The organism is Mycobacterium paraffinicum, assembly GCF_025822865.1.
GTDB lineage: Bacteria > Actinomycetota > Actinomycetes > Mycobacteriales > Mycobacteriaceae > Mycobacterium > Mycobacterium paraffinicum.
Window position 1 is genome coordinate 1 of the sequence record NZ_JACKUR010000027.1, and the last position, 15,463, is coordinate 15,463.

At 66.4% G+C, this 15,463-nt stretch carries 11 protein-coding genes, 2 tRNA genes and 4 pseudogenes; 8 read left to right on the forward strand and 9 right to left on the reverse strand.

Annotated features, from left to right (window positions below; translation table 11 throughout):
- Positions 1–32: 32 nt before the first annotated feature.
- From H7J89_RS17700 to H7J89_RS17720, 5 genes and pseudogenes are all read right to left on the reverse strand, one after another.
- A pseudogene (locus H7J89_RS17700) lies at positions 33–1,196 on the reverse strand (IS3 family transposase).
- 259 nt (positions 1,197–1,455) lie between these two features.
- Positions 1,456–1,777: pseudogene (locus H7J89_RS17705) on the reverse strand (hypothetical protein); the annotation flags it as partial.
- Positions 1,776–2,134, reverse strand: a pseudogene (locus tag H7J89_RS26010) (AMP-binding protein); the annotation flags it as partial. The pseudogenes H7J89_RS26010 and H7J89_RS17705, both read right to left, overlap by 2 nt.
- A gap of 557 nt (positions 2,135–2,691) precedes the next feature.
- Complete coding sequence (locus tag H7J89_RS17715; RefSeq protein ID WP_264045079.1) at positions 2,692–2,889, reverse strand: hypothetical protein; 198 nt, start codon at positions 2,887–2,889, stop codon at positions 2,692–2,694.
- A 51-nt stretch (positions 2,890–2,940) separates the two neighbouring features.
- On the reverse strand, positions 2,941–4,503 hold the full coding sequence (locus H7J89_RS17720) for a helicase HerA-like domain-containing protein (protein WP_264045081.1): 1,563 nt from the start codon (positions 4,501–4,503) through the stop codon (positions 2,941–2,943).
- A 121-nt stretch (positions 4,504–4,624) separates the two neighbouring features.
- Between H7J89_RS17720 and orn the strand changes: the two genes are divergently transcribed.
- From orn to H7J89_RS17735, 3 genes are all read left to right on the forward strand, one after another.
- Positions 4,625–5,272, forward strand: a complete 648-nt coding sequence (gene orn / locus H7J89_RS17725; RefSeq protein WP_264045083.1) for an oligoribonuclease — start codon at positions 4,625–4,627, stop codon at positions 5,270–5,272.
- A 45-nt stretch (positions 5,273–5,317) separates the two neighbouring features.
- A tRNA-His gene (locus tag H7J89_RS17730) sits at positions 5,318–5,393 on the forward strand.
- Between the two features lie 90 nt (positions 5,394–5,483).
- On the forward strand, positions 5,484–5,882 hold the full coding sequence (locus H7J89_RS17735) for an Rv1352/Rv1906c domain-containing protein (RefSeq protein ID WP_264045085.1): 399 nt from the start codon (positions 5,484–5,486) through the stop codon (positions 5,880–5,882).
- 8 nt (positions 5,883–5,890) lie between these two features.
- On the opposite strand, the gene H7J89_RS17740 is transcribed toward H7J89_RS17735, so the two are convergent.
- From H7J89_RS17740 to H7J89_RS17750, 3 genes are all read right to left on the reverse strand, one after another.
- Entirely contained in the window at positions 5,891–7,087 is a 1,197-nt protein-coding gene (locus H7J89_RS17740) for a L,D-transpeptidase (RefSeq protein WP_264045087.1), read from the reverse strand.
- 144 nt (positions 7,088–7,231) lie between these two features.
- A complete protein-coding gene (locus H7J89_RS17745) occupies positions 7,232–8,134 on the reverse strand; it encodes a DMT family transporter (RefSeq protein ID WP_264045089.1) in 903 nt (300 codons plus the stop codon).
- A 64-nt stretch (positions 8,135–8,198) separates the two neighbouring features.
- Positions 8,199–10,553, reverse strand: coding sequence for an MMPL family transporter (locus H7J89_RS17750; protein WP_264045091.1), 2,355 nt, complete (start codon positions 10,551–10,553; stop codon positions 8,199–8,201).
- Positions 10,554–10,831: 278 nt separating this feature from the next.
- On the opposite strand from H7J89_RS17750, the gene H7J89_RS17755 reads away from it, so the two are divergent.
- The 3 genes and pseudogenes from H7J89_RS17755 to H7J89_RS17765 all read left to right on the forward strand — a co-directional run bounded on the left by H7J89_RS17755 (position 10,832) and on the right by H7J89_RS17765 (position 14,218).
- Entirely contained in the window at positions 10,832–12,070 is a 1,239-nt protein-coding gene (locus tag H7J89_RS17755) for a GNAT family N-acetyltransferase (protein WP_264045093.1), read from the forward strand.
- Positions 12,071–12,246: 176 nt separating this feature from the next.
- Positions 12,247–12,322 (forward strand) — tRNA-Lys (locus H7J89_RS17760).
- A 155-nt stretch (positions 12,323–12,477) separates the two neighbouring features.
- Positions 12,478–14,218: pseudogene (locus H7J89_RS17765) on the forward strand (DUF3556 domain-containing protein).
- A gap of 4 nt (positions 14,219–14,222) precedes the next feature.
- Here the strand turns inward: H7J89_RS17765 and H7J89_RS17770 are convergent.
- Positions 14,223–14,450: a DUF3618 domain-containing protein gene (locus H7J89_RS17770; RefSeq protein ID WP_264045095.1), complete on the reverse strand. Its 228-nt coding sequence runs from the start codon at positions 14,448–14,450 to the stop codon at positions 14,223–14,225.
- Between the two features lie 98 nt (positions 14,451–14,548).
- On the opposite strand from H7J89_RS17770, the gene bcp reads away from it, so the two are divergent.
- Together bcp and H7J89_RS17780 are read left to right on the forward strand one after the other, a co-directional pair.
- A complete protein-coding gene (bcp, locus tag H7J89_RS17775) occupies positions 14,549–15,022 on the forward strand; it encodes a thioredoxin-dependent thiol peroxidase (protein WP_264045097.1) in 474 nt (157 codons plus the stop codon).
- A gap of 142 nt (positions 15,023–15,164) precedes the next feature.
- Positions 15,165–15,452: a hypothetical protein gene (locus H7J89_RS17780; protein WP_264045099.1), complete on the forward strand. Its 288-nt coding sequence runs from the start codon at positions 15,165–15,167 to the stop codon at positions 15,450–15,452.
- The last annotated feature ends 11 nt before the right edge of the window (positions 15,453–15,463 follow it).

A 15,463-nucleotide genomic window follows, 5' to 3' on the forward strand; every position in this document is an offset into this window, starting at 1 on the left:
GGGTCTGCTGCACGAATAGGTGACATGTCCAGTTACGCGGCCTGATCGGCCGGTGGGGTCATGATTGCTTCGAATTCGACGGGGGTCAACCGGCCCAGGGCGAGTTGACGGCGTCGTCGGTGGTAGGTGCGTTCGATCCAGGTGATGATGGCGATGCGCAGTTGCTCGCGGGTGTCCCATCGGCGGCGGTCGAGGACGTTTTTTTGCAGCAGGCTAAAGAAGCTCTCCATGGCGGCGTTGTCGCCGGCGGCCCCGACGCGGCCCATCGATCCGGCCATGTCGTGGCGGCCGAGGGCATGGACGAATTCCCGGCTGCGAAATTGGCTGCCGCGGTCGCTGTGGAGCACAGCCCGCGACCACGCCGCGGCGTGCGACCGCACCGTCCAACGCCTGGGTTGCCAGCTGTGACTTCATCGTCGAGTCCATTGAGTAGCCGACGATTCGGTTGGAGAACAGGTCCTTGATCGCACACAGATACAGCTTGCCTTCACCGGTCGGATGTTCGGTAATGTCGGCCAGCCACAACGTGTTTGGTTCCTGGGCGGTGAAGACGCGGCCGACGAGATCATCGTGCACGGGCGGCCCTGTCTTGCCGTTCTTGCCCCGTTTCTTNTTGCCGAACACGCTCCACCACTGATTGGTAGAACAGATCCGCCAGGCGGTGCGCTCAGCCATTGATGTCCCGGCATCGCGAGCCTCGGCGACCAGGTAGCGGTAGCCGAACTCCGGGTCATCGCGGTGCGCGTCGAACANGGCGTTGGCGCGGTAGGCCTCGGCCAACTCGGCGTCGGTCACCGGATCGGCCAGCCAGCGGTAGTAGGGCTGGCGGGCGAGCTTGAGTACCCGGCACGTCACCGCCACGGCGATCCCGTCAGCGGCGAGCTCTTTTACGAGCGGGTAGAGCCTTTTCCCGGCAGAGTGGCCTGCGACAGATACGCCGCGGCCCGGCGCAGCACCTCGTTCTCCTGCTCCAACAACCGGTTGCGTCGGCGCAGATGACGCAGTTCGGCCGATTCGGCGCGGCTGGCGCCGGGTTTGGCGCCATCGTCGATATCGGCCTGGCGCATCCACTTCGTCAAGGTCATCGGATGAATCCCGCAATCGCTGGCGATCTGCTCGATCGTCACCCCGTCCTCGCGGTTACGGGCGACCCGCACGACATCGTCACGGAACTCTCGGGGATAAGGCCTAGGCACAGCGACATCCTTCCAGCCCACCCCACCAGGGCAAGCCAACTCAGATGTCACCTATCCGTGCAGCAGACCCCNCGGGCGACCCGCACGACATCGTCACGGAACTCTCGGGGATAAGGCCTAGGCACAGCGACATCCTTCCAGCCCACCCCACCAGGGCAAGCCAACTCAGATGTCACCTATCCGTGCAGCAGACCCCACCCCCCGCTACTTACACCACTCACCGGGACATGAACTTTCCTACCCATGAGCCAGGAGTCTGTATCTGCACCGGCTCGCCAAACCCCCTCACAGAATCGGGCCGCCAGGTTGGGACGCCGGATGACGACCATTCGCACGGCATCACACAGCCGCTGCTGGTCGAGGGCACCGCTCAACGTGATATCCAGCTGCACCGCGTACACGTCGTCGCGGCCGTGCGCTGTGCTGGTGAGAAAGTGGAGCCCCTGTTGCAGCGGGGTCGGCGGCAAAATATCGGCGATCCGGTATTGCCGCTCGAGCTCGTCGATGTCCTGCTGGCTCAGCCGAACAAGCTCGAAATCCGACGAGGCGAAACCGCCCCCGCCGCGCATGACATGCGCGCAGGTAGGCGGCGCCAGCCTTCAGCACCGCCAGCATGGCGACGACAGCCTGAACCGAGCGCTCCAACAGCAACGCCACGCACGTGCCCGGGCCGATACCTTGCCCAGATGGCAAGTACGCCAACCGATTTGCGGATTCATTCAGTTCCCGGTAGGTCAGGTACAGGGCCCCGCAGACGACCGCCACCGACTGCGGCCTCCGGGCACCTGCGCGGCAAACACCGCCGGGACCGACGCGGGCGCGGGCGGGGTCAACGCCGCGCGATTACCCCACCCACCCAACCGGGCGTGCTCGGCCTCGTCGAGCGCATCTATCGACGGCAAGCGTCGGGTAGCGTCCGCGGCCATTGCCGCCACCACCCGGTCCAGCCGCTTGGCTAAATCGACGTCGCCACGGTTGGGAAACAACTGCCCAGCACCCTGGGCGCTGAGAAAAAGCTGATCGCCGTCCTTGAAGAACACCAGTCCGGACTGGTCCACCAGCCCCGAATGGGTCAGGGTCGCCGATGCCGGAGCACCAGCAAAATCGCCCATATGTGCGGTCGGAATGATGTTGACGACAACGCGATTCGACACCGGCCTGGTGTCGCCGCCCCACGCCCTGCTCTCGAGAGCGTGCACCGGAAAACGCTGATGGCGCAGTGCCTCTCGCATTCGCGCGTCGACGTGCTCGCAAAAACCGGCGATCGTAGAATCGGGCCGAGCCTGGAACACCACGGGCAGGACCCCGGAAGTCATTCCGGGGACCGTCCGCGCCTGACGACGCACCCGCCGGCTGACGGGAAAATCGAGCGCCAATTCCGGACGCTCGATGCCGCAGCCACGCACCAGGAGCGCGCACGTCGCGATGATCATCGACGAGCTTCGCACCGCGAAGGTTCGCGACAACTCATGAATCCCGGCGACGGCCAACGGGTCTAGCCGAACCGGGTGCGGTCGGTGTCACGGGTCAGGAGCCGCGCATTTTCCAAACCGGCGTCACCGACGAACACATTCATCACGCCGTCGAGCGGCGCCAGGTACGACAGACGCTTGCCATCCGGTGAGATCTTCGCCCCGACGCGCTCTGCATTGCCCAGCAGCACTTCGAGCGGGATGAGCCTCACATCGACCATGCCGGCCTCCCTGTCGACGTCGAGCTCAAACCTAAGACCAAAAGGCGGGTGTTACTTCCGGCGGCGACGGCCGGTGCCGAACTTGGCTCTGATGAGTTCGCGGATCCCGGTGTTCACCGCACTTTGCACTTCCCGGTCGTGCCACAGCCGTGCTAACAGGCTGGGGCCTTTGGGCTCCGCCGGCTGCGGCATCGGCGGCGGCGGCTCGTTCGCCGGGACCGGCGGACAGTCGGACTGGGCCTGCGGCGGCTGGGTCGGCCGATCAGGCGCGCCGACCTGCGGCGGGGCCGATCGTTCGATCGTCTGGCCGTATTTCTGTTGCAGCGGACTGGCTTTCGCCGCGGCGGCGATCGCGTCGGCACCGATCGAGGCCATCAGCGACCGAGGCACCCGCATCCGGGTCCACGCGACCGGTGTCGGCGCGCCCTTCTCGGACAGCACGGTGACGACGGCCTCACCGATGCCCAGCGACGTCAACGCCGACTCCAGGTCGTACACATCGGTTTTCGGATAGGTGCGGACGGTCTTGCTCAGCGCTCTCTGATCGTCCGGGGTGAATGCCCGCAGCGCGTGCTGGATGCGGGCGCCCAGCTGGGAGAGCACGTCGTTGGGCACGTCGGTGGGGAGCTGGGTGCAGAAGAACACCCCCACACCCTTGGAGCGGATCAGCTTGACGGTCTGTTCGACCTGTTCGAGGAAGGCCTTGGAGGCATCGGCGAACAACAGGTGGGCCTCGTCGAAGAAGAAGACCAGCTTGGGCTTGTCGACGTCACCGACCTCCGGCAGCGCCGCGAACAGGTCGGTCAGCAGCCACATCAGGAAGGTGGAGAAGATGACGGGGCGCAACGACTGACCACTGAACTCCAGCAACGAAATGGTGCCGCGGCCCTGCCCGTCGACGCGCAGCAGATCGTTGGGGTCAAGCTTCGGCTCGCCGAAGAAGGTGTCCCCGCCCTCGCCGCCCAAGTTCACCAGTGCCCGCAGAATGACGCCCGCCGTCGTCGACGACACCCCGCCCAGGTCTTTCAGGTCCGCCTTACCCTCCTCGCTGGCCAGGTGGCTGATGACGCCCCGCAGATCGTCCAGCGTCACCAGCGGACGATTGTTCTCGTTGGCCCAGTGAAAGATCAGTCCCAGCGTCGACTCTTGAGTAGGGTTGAGCCCCAACACTTTCGACAGCAGAACCGGACCGAAGCTGGCGACGGTCGCGCGTACCGGTACGCCCACTCCCCCGGTGCCCAGCGACAGGAACTCGACCGGGAATCCGGTCGCCGCCCAGTCGTCGCCGGTGTCTTTGGCCCGGGCGGCGGTCTTGTCGTTGCCCTCACCCGGCCGGGCCAGCCCCGAGAGGTCGCCCTTGACGTCGGCCATCATCACCGCAACGCCCGACGCGCTGAGTTGTTCGGCGATCAGCTGCAGCGTCTTGGTTTTGCCGGTTCCGGTCGCACCGGCCACCAGACCGTGCCGGTTGATCGTGGCGAGCGGGATGCGGATCTGTGCCGTCGGGTCGGCCGCGCCGTCGACGACGACCGTGCCCAATTCGAGTGCCTGTCCGTCGACGGCATAGCCGTCGGCGATCCGGCGTGCGGGTGTCTCCGCTGATTCGGTGCTCATCGTGCTGCGCCTCCCGTTCCCAGTGGTTTGAGCGTGCGGTCCGGCAACGCTCACACTACTTCTCCGGTGGAATTAGGGGCGATGGCCAGCGCAAGCGCCGAGTGGGCCTAGTCTGAGCGCTGTGCGAGACGAGTTGGTGTGGATCGACTGCGAGATGACGGGGCTGGACCTCGGCTCGGACAAGTTGATCGAAATCGCGGCCCTGGTCACCGACGCCGATCTGAACGTTCTGGGTGACGGCGTCGACGTGGTGATCCACGCCGACGACGCGGCGCTGTCGTCGATGATCGAGGTGGTCACCGAAATGCACACGCGTTCAGGGCTGATCGACGAGGTGCGCGCGTCGACCGTCGACCTGGCGACCGCCGAGGCGATGGTGCTCGATTACGTCGGCAAGCACGTCAAGCAGCCCAAGACGGCGCCGCTGGCGGGCAATTCCATCGCCACCGATCGCGCGTTCATCGCCCGCGATATGCCGGCGCTGGATTCGTTCCTGCATTACCGAATGATCGACGTGAGCTCGATCAAGGAACTCTGCCGGCGCTGGTATCCGCGGATCTACTTCGGCCAGCCGATCAAGGGCCTGGCGCACCGCGCGCTGGCCGACATTCACGAATCGATCCGCGAGCTGCAGTTCTACCGGCGGACGGCGTTCGTCTCCCCGCCGGGACCTCCTACCAGCGAGATCGAGGCCGTGGTCGCCGAACTGGAGGGCGACGGCAACGGCCCGGGCCAAATCGATTCGGCCGCCGAGCCACCGACCGGCTAGTATCGACGTCGCCGCTCGATGGCCTCAAGGCCGCTGGCGGCGATGGTGGCTGTAGTTCAGCTGGTAGAGCACCAGGTTGTGATCCTGGATGTCGCGGGTTCGAGCCCCGTCAGCCACCCCAATCGGCCGGAAGCCATGGCTGCTTCCCCGACCGCCGGGTCGTTTCGGCCCCCGCAACGCGATTGCACCCTAAACGGGAGGGAAGCGCGCCGTGCCGCAAAAGCGTCATCGCCTCCCCTTGACCGCGGCGATCGCGGGCTGCGCTGCCGTGCTCGCCGGCTGCGACGGTTCGAATGGCACGGCGACCACCGTCACGTCGACGGTGCCCGCAGAGACCAAGACGGTGACGGTGACCGCCGCGCCGCCGCCCCCGCCGGGACCGAAGACGACCATCGAGTCGGACGGCACGTTCATGGTCGGCACCGACATCGCGCCGGGCACCTACCGCAGCGCCGGGAATTACGGGTGCTATTGGGCGAGGCTGCGCAGCCTGGACACCAACGACATCATAGACAACAACGTCAACGACGGCCCGCAGGTGGTGCAGATCCTGCCGGCCGATCGCGCATTCATGACCAGAAACTGTGCGGCCTGGCACAAGGTCGACTGAACCGCCCGTCAGGTGTTGGCGTTGCCGGCTTTCCACTGCGGCCAGGGAATGTTCCAGTCGCCGAGGCCCTCGGTGCCCGGCAGTGTCGGCCCCACCGTGTTGATGACCTCGACGACGTCGCCGGCCTTGCTGTGGTCGTAGAACCACTCGGCGTTGCTGGGACTCACGTTCAGGCACCCATGGCTGGTGTTGGTGTGGCCCTGGGCGCCGACCGACCACGGCGCCGAGTGCACGAAGACGCCGCTGTAGGACATCTGCGTGGCCCAGTCCACTTCGGTGCGATATCCGTTGGGTGAGTTGACCGGAACGCCGTAGGTCGACGAGTCCATGATGATGTGCTTGAACCGGCCGCCGATGATGTAGAAGCCGTTGTCCGTCGGGGTGCTGTCCTTACCCATCGACGTCGGCATGGTCTTGACCACTTCGCCGTTGACGCGCACGGTCACGGTCTTGGTGGTGTCGTCGGCGGTCGAAATGACCTCGTCGCCAATGGTGAAGTGGGTCTTGACGTTGTCCTCACCGAACATTCCGTCACCCAGGTCGACGCCGTAGGTGTTGACGGCCACGTCGATGGCGGTTCCGGATTTCCAGAAATGCTCGGGGCGCCAACGCACTTCGCGATTGTTGAGCCAGTAGAACGCGCCCTCGACGGGCGGGTTGGTGCTGATCTTGATGGCCTTCTGCGCGGCGGCGCGGTCCGCGATGTTCTCGTCGAACCGGATCGCCACCGGCTCGCCGATGCCCACGACCTCGCCGTCGCCCGGGGCGACGTAGGGCATCGTCAGGTGCGCGGGCGAAGAAGTTTGGAAGGTCATCTGCCGAATCGCCGCGCCCCCCATGCCCAGCGCCTTCACGCTCAAGGTGTAGCGCCTGTTGTAGCCGAGCTGCTCGGTGGTCGACCAGCGCAGTCCGTCGGGGCTGAGCTGGCCGCTGATGGACCTGCCGTTCTCGTTGACCATGGTCACCGACGCGAGAACGCCGTCTGCGACGCTGACCGTCACGGGAGCGTCGACCGTGACGCCGACGGCGCCGTCGGTCACCGTGGAGGTCAGCTTCGGAACGAGCAGGTCGGCGAATGGGGTGCCCTTGTCGAAGATCACTTTCGCCGGTGCCGCGGTAGGGTTGCCACCGCAGGCGACGCCGAACACAGCAACCGACGCGATCGCGACGACCAGCCACGATCGTCGCGTGCGCAAAGGCGTCATCGAGTGACCTTCCGTGGATTCCGAACTGGTTGGTCACCGCTGACCACAAACAGTGCATGCATTGTAAGGCGTTTAGTGGCATTCGCATGCCGACCTTGACAGGTCCGCGATCATGTGTCACGCAGCGCCCTCGGGGCGGCGGGCTCAGGCCGGTTGGTCGACCCTGTCATCGAGTTCCGCCTCGACCCGATCGCTGGTATTCACGGCCTCGACGCGGGCGAGCTTGACGATGGCCGCCGCCATCACCAGCACGGCCGCCGCCAGGGCGATCGTCCTCGCGCTGCCCGTGTCCAGTGTCTCGCCCAGGACGACGACGCCGAGCGCCACCGCCACGACCGGTTGCGCCACCTGCAGGGTGGGCATCGACGCGGTCAGCGGGCCGGCCCGGAATGCCGCCTGGCTCCACACCACGCCGCCCACCGTGACGAGGATCGCGGCGTAAAGCTCGGGGGTGCGGGCAACGGCCCAAGGGCCGTCGTGGAGTCGAGCGACGACCACCTTGGCGAGCACCGCGAAGACGCCCCACAGGGAACCGGAAACGAAGGCGAACAGCGCCGCGGCCGCGGTGCCGCCCCAAATCCGCCCCGCCACGACGCAGCCCACGAGCAGGGGGCCCAGCACCACGGCCACCAAGGCCCACGTTCCCAGGGACGCGGACGAATGACCGGTCCGCGGATTGCCGACGACGACGACCACGGTCACGGCGACGGTCAGCAACCCGGCCCAGGTCCACTCCGCGCCGGTCATCTTTCGATGAAACAGCCTGGCGTTGATCGGCAGCGCAAACAGCAGCGAGCACATGAGCAGCGCCTGCACCAAGAGCACCGAACCCTGGCCCAGAGCGGCGGCCTGCAGTCCGACGCTCATGACGAGCAGCGCCGCACCCCACCACCACCGCCCGTTCCGCAACAGGCTAGCGAACAGTCCGACGTGACCAATCGACTTGTCCTCGATGCAATGCGCCGCCCGTTGCTGCAGAACGTCACCGGTCGCGACGCACAGCGCCGAACTGAGCGCGAGCACTGCGGCGATCCCCGTGTGAGCCATAAGGTTCTCCGTCGATGTCGGAAGTCAGGCGCGAAGGCCGGCAGGCAGCGGCGAAGGTCGTGCGTCAGCCACGGTTCGCCGCTTTGGTCGGCCATCTCCTGATCGCCGGTCGTGTCGACTCGGGCGCGTCGGCGGCCCAGCGCCGCCGGCCCACCTCCGCGGCCGCGTCCTCACCGGTGTCCGACCGATTCCGCAGCCACTCCAACGGTCTGGGCGCCCACCAGGTCCATCGGCCGAGCGCGTGAATGAAGGCCGGCACCAACACCATTCGCACCAGGGTGGCGTCGGCCAGCACCGCGAGCGTCAGCCCGACGCCGAGCATCCGCATGAACGACACGTGCGCGGGGATCAGCGCGGCGAACGAGATCGACATCACCACCGCCGCGGTGGTGACCACCCGGCCGATGCCGGCGATGCCCAAGGCGGTGCTCTCGTCGGTGGCCGCGCGCGCCTCGGCCGGGGTCGGTGGCGTCTCCTGGATCGCCTGCGACGCCAGCCGGTATTCGTGGATCCGCGACACGAGAAACACCTCGTAATCCATGGCCAACCCGAATGCGATGCAGAACAGCAACACCGGGATATTGGCGTTCAACGTCCCGTTCGGCGTCGTTCCCAGCGCGCCCAGGTTGCCGTCCTGGAATATCCACACCATCGCCCCGAACGCGGCCGTCAACGACAGCACGTTGCACACCAACGCCTGCAGCGGCAGCACCGCGCTGCCGGTCAGCAAGAACAGCAGCGCGAAGGTGACCAGGGCGATCAACGCGAAGACCAGGGGCAACCGCGTGGTGATGGCGCCGACACTGTCGCGGTTGATCTGCGCCAGCCCGGTCATCTCCACGGGATGTCCGGCCGGCCCGGCGACCTGGTGCAATCGGTCCAGCTGAGTGTTGGAGGCCTGCGAGTACAGCGGCGCGGAGCTCGTGACGGACAGGAACGCAGCGCCGTTGGCCAGCCCCGTCGCCGCGGCGGCCGGACCCACCCGGTTCCCCGCGACGAACGTTCCTGCCGGAGCGCTGACGGCGGACACGTCGGGCACCCGCGAAAGGTCGGCGGCGTAGCGCTCGAGGTCGGCCGGGGTCACACCGCGCGCGTCGGGAACCACGACGGTGACGCCCGTTCCGAACCCGTTGGCGAAGTCGTTGTCCAACATGTCGGCGACCTGACGGGAAGACGCCGACCGGGGCAGCACCCGCTCGTCGGGGAAGCCCCATTTCACGTCGAGGAAGGGAACGCCCAACAACAACAGCAAGGCGACCACGCTCAGACCGACCGGCAGGGCGTGGCGCAACACGAACCTGGTGGACCGGTACCAGAACTGGTCTTGGAGCGGCTGGTGCGCGTGATCACGGAACGACCGCTGCCCGTGCAAGACGCGGTGCATCACGCGACGGGCGTCCATCGCGTCCAGCCGCGGGCCCAGCAGCGCGATCGCGGCGGGGGTGACCACGACCGCCGCTACCGCGACGATGGCCGCGGTGGCCACGATGGTGTAAGCCGACGACTTCAGGAAGTACATCGGGAAGACGGCCATCACGGCCATCGACAGCCCGACGGTGGTCGCCGAGAACAGTACGGTGCGGCCGGCGGTGGCCATGGTGCGGATCAGCGCCCGGTCCCGGTCGCCGCTGCGCGCCAGCTCCTCGCGGAAACGGCTGATGATCAGCAGGTTGTAGTCGATCGCCAAAGCTAGGCCCATCGCGATGCTGAGATCCAGCGCGTACGTCGACACGTCGGTGGCGAACGTGATCAGCCGCAACACCGACATGGTGCAGACGATGGCCAGGGCGCCCAGCGCGATCGGCAGCGCCGCCGCCACCACGCCGCCGAGCACCCACACCAGCACCGCGAAGCTCAGCGGGATCGCGATCGACTCCATCAACAGCAGGTCGCGCTCGTTCTGGTCGTTGATCTGGGCGTAGGCCACGGCCATGCCGCCGGCACGCACGGTCACACCCTCGCGGTCGTGCACCAGTTCGTCGGTCAACGTGCTGGCGTACTTCTGGGCGTCGTTCTCCCCGCCTTTCAGGCCGGCGACGATCATCCCGGACTTCTGGTCCTTGCTGACCAGCTGGGCGGCCGCTTGCGGCGGCGACGTCCACGCCGACGACACATTCAGCACCCACGGCGAGGTTTTCAGGCGGTTGGCGATGTCGGTTCCGACGTCGCGCGCCTGATGGCTCTGCACGCCGGCCGGGGCGGTCACGACGATGAGCATCTGCTGGTCGGTCTCGTTGAACTTGTTTCGCAGAACCTCGGTGGCCCGGGAAGACTCCGAGGTGGGGTCCTGGAAACCGCCCCCCGACAAGCTGTTGATCACCGGCAGACCGAAGGCCGCGGCTGCGACTAGCACCAGGACGGCGATCCCGATGATGCGCCGCGGGGCGGCGATGGCGAGACGGGTGATTGCCTGCAGCATCTGTGGCCCTTTCTGCGCTAGTCCCAGCCCATGCCTATACCCGGCCCGGAGCCGCCTGACGCCCGCCGCACCGAATTGGTGTCGCCTCCGGATACGGTCGCGGCTGCGAGTGATCATCGCCACTCGCCCGCGGATAAGTGCAGGCGTTCTTCCACCACTAATCTAGAACCGTGTTTGATGTGCCGGTCGTCGGGTATCGGTCGGGAGTGGCGCCGTATTAGGAAAATTCGGTATACACGGCGCCGGTTCGGTTGGACCAGTGTCGGATTGGATGAGCGATGAACACGACGGACAATGCCATCGCGATTAGGCACCCAACCGAAGACGACTGGCTGGCCCTGTATGAGAACCAGGCGCGCACGTTCGGCGACCCGGTGGATTCGCGTACCGTCGAAGCCTGGAAACGCCGAGTCTCGCTGGAAGACATTCTGATTGCGGAAGACGTCTCCGATCCGCAGGATCGATTTCCGGTCGGCACGTCCATCATCTACCCTTCCCGGCTGACCGTTCCGGGCGGCATCAGCCTGCGGGCTGCGTGGTTGACGATGATCTCGGTCGCATCGACGCATCAGGGCAAGGGAATTTGGGCCCAGCTCAGCGCACAGGGACTGGGAATTCTGCTGGACCGCGGCTACCCGATCATCTGCGGTGTCCCGACCCAAACCGCGATTTACGACGGTTTCGGCGCCGGCGTGGCGACGCACGGCCACACTTACGTGATCGAGCGGCGCGCGGCAAAATTGCGGGCCGCGCCCAGTACCAATCGGGCACGCGAGGTCAACGCCGCCCACGCACGACGTCTCCTCCCGGAAATCTACGAGCGCTGGTGCGACGTCACCCCCGGCGCCGTCGCGCGCAACAGCGCTTGGTGGGAGGACTATTTGGAGGACAGGCCGACGCAGCGCGGCAACCGGTCCGCCCTGTATCACACGGTCCACCCGGACGGCTTCCTGACCTATCGGATCGCCGATCAGCCGCACCACACCTTCCAGCCACCCTTCGGCACGGTGATCGTCGAGGACTTCTGCCCCATCACCGACGAAGCGCATACTGAACTGCTTCAGACGTTGCTGTTTCTGGACATGTTCGACCGCATAGAGATCGAGGTACCGCGCGACGACCCGCTGCCGCTGAAGTTGCGCAATCCGCGCGCCGCTCGCACCAAAGGGATCAGCGATTTCCTCTGGGCGCGCATCAACGACGTGCCCGAAGTGCTCGGCGCCCGTGAGTACAGTGCCGATGCCGACGTCGTGCTGGACGTCGCCGACCCGCTCAACCTCGCGGGAGGGCAGTTCCTGCTCCAGACGCGGGATGGCGCGGGCAAGTGCACGCCGCACGACGGGCCCCCCGACATCAAGATCTCACTGGCCGACTTGACGACGATTTACATGGGCGCTTACCGGGCCCGCGAGCTGTTCCGCGCGGACCGCATCACCGAACTGCGTCTCGGCGCGCTGCGCGAACTCGACGCCGCTTTCGGCACCGACCGGGCGCCGTACTGCGGAACGCTTTTCTAAACTTGAGTTCAAGGGCCGCAGGCCATTTCGCCGCGTAAGTTCGGCGGCACTCCCGTCGACCGGCCCGCCACCAGCGGCCGGCCCGCGCGGTCGCCGCTATCCTGGAAAAGATCGGAGGATTTCACAGCGCGGCCGGACGCCTGTTATTGTCGCGTACGCGGTCTCGGCCGTCGAAAGCGCCGTTAGCTCAGTTGGTAGAGCAGCTGACTCTTAATCAGCGGGTCCGGGGTTCGAAACCCTGACGGCGCACCACCGAAAAATCCCAGGACGCCTTTGGCGTCCCGGTTCGCCCGCAAATTGGACCTCGCGACTTTTCGGCGTAATTCGCCTGCCGCTTGAATGACCCTGCAGGTAGCTTCTCCTTCACAGCGAGTGCCCGCGGAACGAGCCGTGTCGAAGGAGCTGCAATGGGGTTCATCCAGCCGAATCTGCCCGTCGTCGACGTGGCCGAATGGAGCAAGCAACCCCGCGCCCAGCGGATCGTTCCGATGGTGCGCCACATCGCCGAGAACGGGTTCGGCACCCCGCTGGTGATGCATGTCATGTACGGGGTGAAGATCGCGCTCTACATCCTCGGCGGGTGGGTGTTCGGGTGGTGCACGACGGGCATCGGCAGCTTCACCGGCGTCGCCGCCTGGTGGTCGGAACCGATCGTGTTCGAGAAGGCCGTGCTGTACACGATGCTGTTCGAAGTCATCGGTCTGGGTTGTTGCTTCGGGCCACTGGCCGGCCGTTACTTCCCGCCGATGGGCTCGATCCTGTACTGGCTGCGGCCCGGCACCATCCGGTTGCCGCCCTGGCCCGATCGGGTGCCGCTGACCCGGGGCAGCGTCCGCAGCCCGCTCGATGCGGCGCTCTACGGCGCGCTGCTGGTGTTGCTCGCCATCGCGCTGGTGTCCGACGGTACCGGCCCAATCCCCGCCCTGCACACCGAGATTGGCGTGCTGGCGCCCTGGCACACCGTCGCGATCCTGGCGGCCCTGGCCATCATCGGCCTGCGCGACAAGGTGATCTTCCTGGCCGCGCGCGGCGAGGTCTACGCGCCGCTGGCGCTCGTCTTCCTGTTCGCCGGCGGACTCCATCATCGGGGCCAAGGTGGTCTTCATGGTGATCTGGCTCGGGGCCGCCACCTCAAAACTCAACCGGCACTTCCCGTTCGTGATCTCGACGATGCTGGCGAACAACCCATTCATCCCGTCTGGTCCGCTGAAGCGGTCGATGTTCAAGCACTATCCGGACGACCTGCGGCCAAGCTCATTGGCGGGTTTCATCGCCCACTTCTCCACCGCCGTCGAAGGCCTGGTGCCGCTGGCGCTGCTGTTCTCGCACGGCGGATGGCCGACGGCGATCGCCGCGTTCGTGATGATCGTCTTCCACCTGAACATCCTGCTGGCCTTCCCGATGGGGGTGCCGTTGGAGTGGAACGTGTTCATGATCTTCGGGGTGCTGTCGCTGTTCGTCGCGCATGCCCCCCTCGGCTTGTCCGACCTGGCCAACCCGTTGCCGGTGGCGATCCTGTTCGTGGTCATCGCCGGCATCGTCGTCGTCGGAAACCTCTACCCGCGCAAGGTGTCCTTCCTGCCGGGCATGCGGTACTACGCGGGCAACTGGGACACCACCGTGTGGTGCGTCAAGCCGTCGGTCGACGAGAAGTTCCGCACCGGCTCACGCGCGCTCGGGCCGATGCAACACCTGCAGCTCGAGCGCCTCTACGGCTCCAAAGAGGAGACCCTGGTCCCCCTTCACCTGGCCATGGCGTTTCGCGGGATGAACACCCACGGGCGCGCGCTGTTCACCCTGGTGCACCGCGCGCTGGCCGGCTACGACGAGGACGACTACAACCTGTGCGAGGGCGAGGTGCTGTGCGCGATGGCGCTCGGGTGGAACTTCGGCGACGGGCACATGCACAACGAATGCCTCATCGAGGCGCTACAGGAGCGGTGCAATTTCCAGCCCGGCGACGTGCGGGTGGTCATTCTCGACGCGCAGCCCATCCACATCCAGCGGCAGGAGTACCGGCTCGTCGACGCGGCGACCGGCGAATTCGAGCGCGGCTATGTCGATGTCGAGGACATGGTCACGACGCAGCCCTGGGCCGACGACATTCCGGTGCACGTGCAGAGCGGCACGGGTGCCGGCATGGCGTGACGCGTCAGCGGTTGCGCACCCGGTGCACCACCACCACGACGACGAGGACACCGACGCCGGCCAGTGACACCGCCACCGCGGGCTTCTTGACGAACTCGACCGCCTTCGCCTTCAGATCCTCGGCGAGGCGGCGCGGGTTGGCTCGCACGGCGAGCGAGTCGACGGTGGCCGCCAGCTGGTCGCGGGCGACGTCGATGTCGCGCTTGATGGCCTCGGGGTCCCGGTCCGCCACGTGTCTGTCCTCCCAGTCGGCCTGATGCACCTGACGCACTACCCTAGATCAGCTGGTGATAACCCCAACGCTCCGGTGAACAGAAAGGGGCCCAGAAATTGGCCGAGACCACGCGGCTTGCGCTGGGCGATAAAGCGCCCTCGTTCAGCCTGCCCGACGCCGACGGCAACCAAGTGTCGCTGGCCGATTACAAGGGGCGGCGCGTCATCGTGTACTTCTACCCTGCGGCCTCGACGCCGGGCTGCACCAAGCAGGCCTGCGACTTCCGCGACAACCTGCACGAACTCAGCGACGCCGGCCTCGACGTCATCGGCATCTCCCCCGACAAGCCGGAAAAGCTCGCCAAGTTCCGCGACGCCGAGAAGCTGACATTCCCACTGCTGTCAGATCCCGATCGCAAGGTGCTGACGGCCTGGGGCGCCTACGGCGAGAAACAGATGTACGGCAAGACCGTGCAGGGCGTGATCCGTTCGACCTTCGTGGTCGACGAGAAGGGCAAGATCGCCGTCGCCCAGTACAACGTCAAGGCCACCGGACACGTCGCCAAACTGCGGCGCGACCTCTCGGTCTGACCACGCCGAGGTCGCGCGTCACCGCCCCAGGTTCTCGTTGATGCCCCGCCATGGATTGGGATCGGTAGCCGCAAGCGAGCGCTAAGAATTTCGGCAAGTGGTTCGCCGTGACATTCGGCTCGACAGTGGCGAAAGGATCCGGATGAATACACCGCTGGGTCGGATCATCGGGGCGGCGCTGGTTTCCGCCGGCGTTGCGGTGGTTGCTACGGGCCTAGCCGCACCCGCCGGGGCAGGGCCGTCCTACTGGCATTACTGCCCCGGCCAGAAATGGGGCTACACGGTGCCAATACCGCCAGGATTCGACCTGAGCGTGTGCCACTGGTTCGCCGTTACCGTTGACAACGGCCCGTCGGGCCCGGTGTATCACTTCGCAGAAGCTGATCCGGCCCAAGTACCCCCGCCGGCGCCCGGCTTCCCCTGGCCGTGAGACTTCCGCTG

Excerpts from the sequence above, each read along its gene's own strand:
- H7J89_RS17780 (WP_264045099.1), top strand. The coding sequence starts at position 15,165 with ATGAATACACCGCTGGGTCGGATCATCGGGGCGGCGCTGGTTTCCGCC.
- H7J89_RS17750 (WP_264045091.1), bottom strand. The coding sequence starts at position 10,553 with ATGCTGCAGGCAATCACCCGTCTCGCCATCGCCGCCCCGCGGCGCATC.
- H7J89_RS17755 (WP_264045093.1), top strand. The coding sequence starts at position 10,832 with ATGAACACGACGGACAATGCCATCGCGATTAGGCACCCAACCGAAGAC.
- H7J89_RS17740 (WP_264045087.1), bottom strand. The coding sequence starts at position 7,087 with ATGACGCCTTTGCGCACGCGACGATCGTGGCTGGTCGTCGCGATCGCG.
- H7J89_RS17715 (WP_264045079.1), bottom strand. The coding sequence starts at position 2,889 with ATGGTCGATGTGAGGCTCATCCCGCTCGAAGTGCTGCTGGGCAATGCA.
- H7J89_RS17745 (WP_264045089.1), bottom strand. The coding sequence starts at position 8,134 with ATGGCTCACACGGGGATCGCCGCAGTGCTCGCGCTCAGTTCGGCGCTG.
- H7J89_RS17720 (WP_264045081.1), bottom strand. The coding sequence starts at position 4,503 with ATGAGCACCGAATCAGCGGAGACACCCGCACGCCGGATCGCCGACGGC.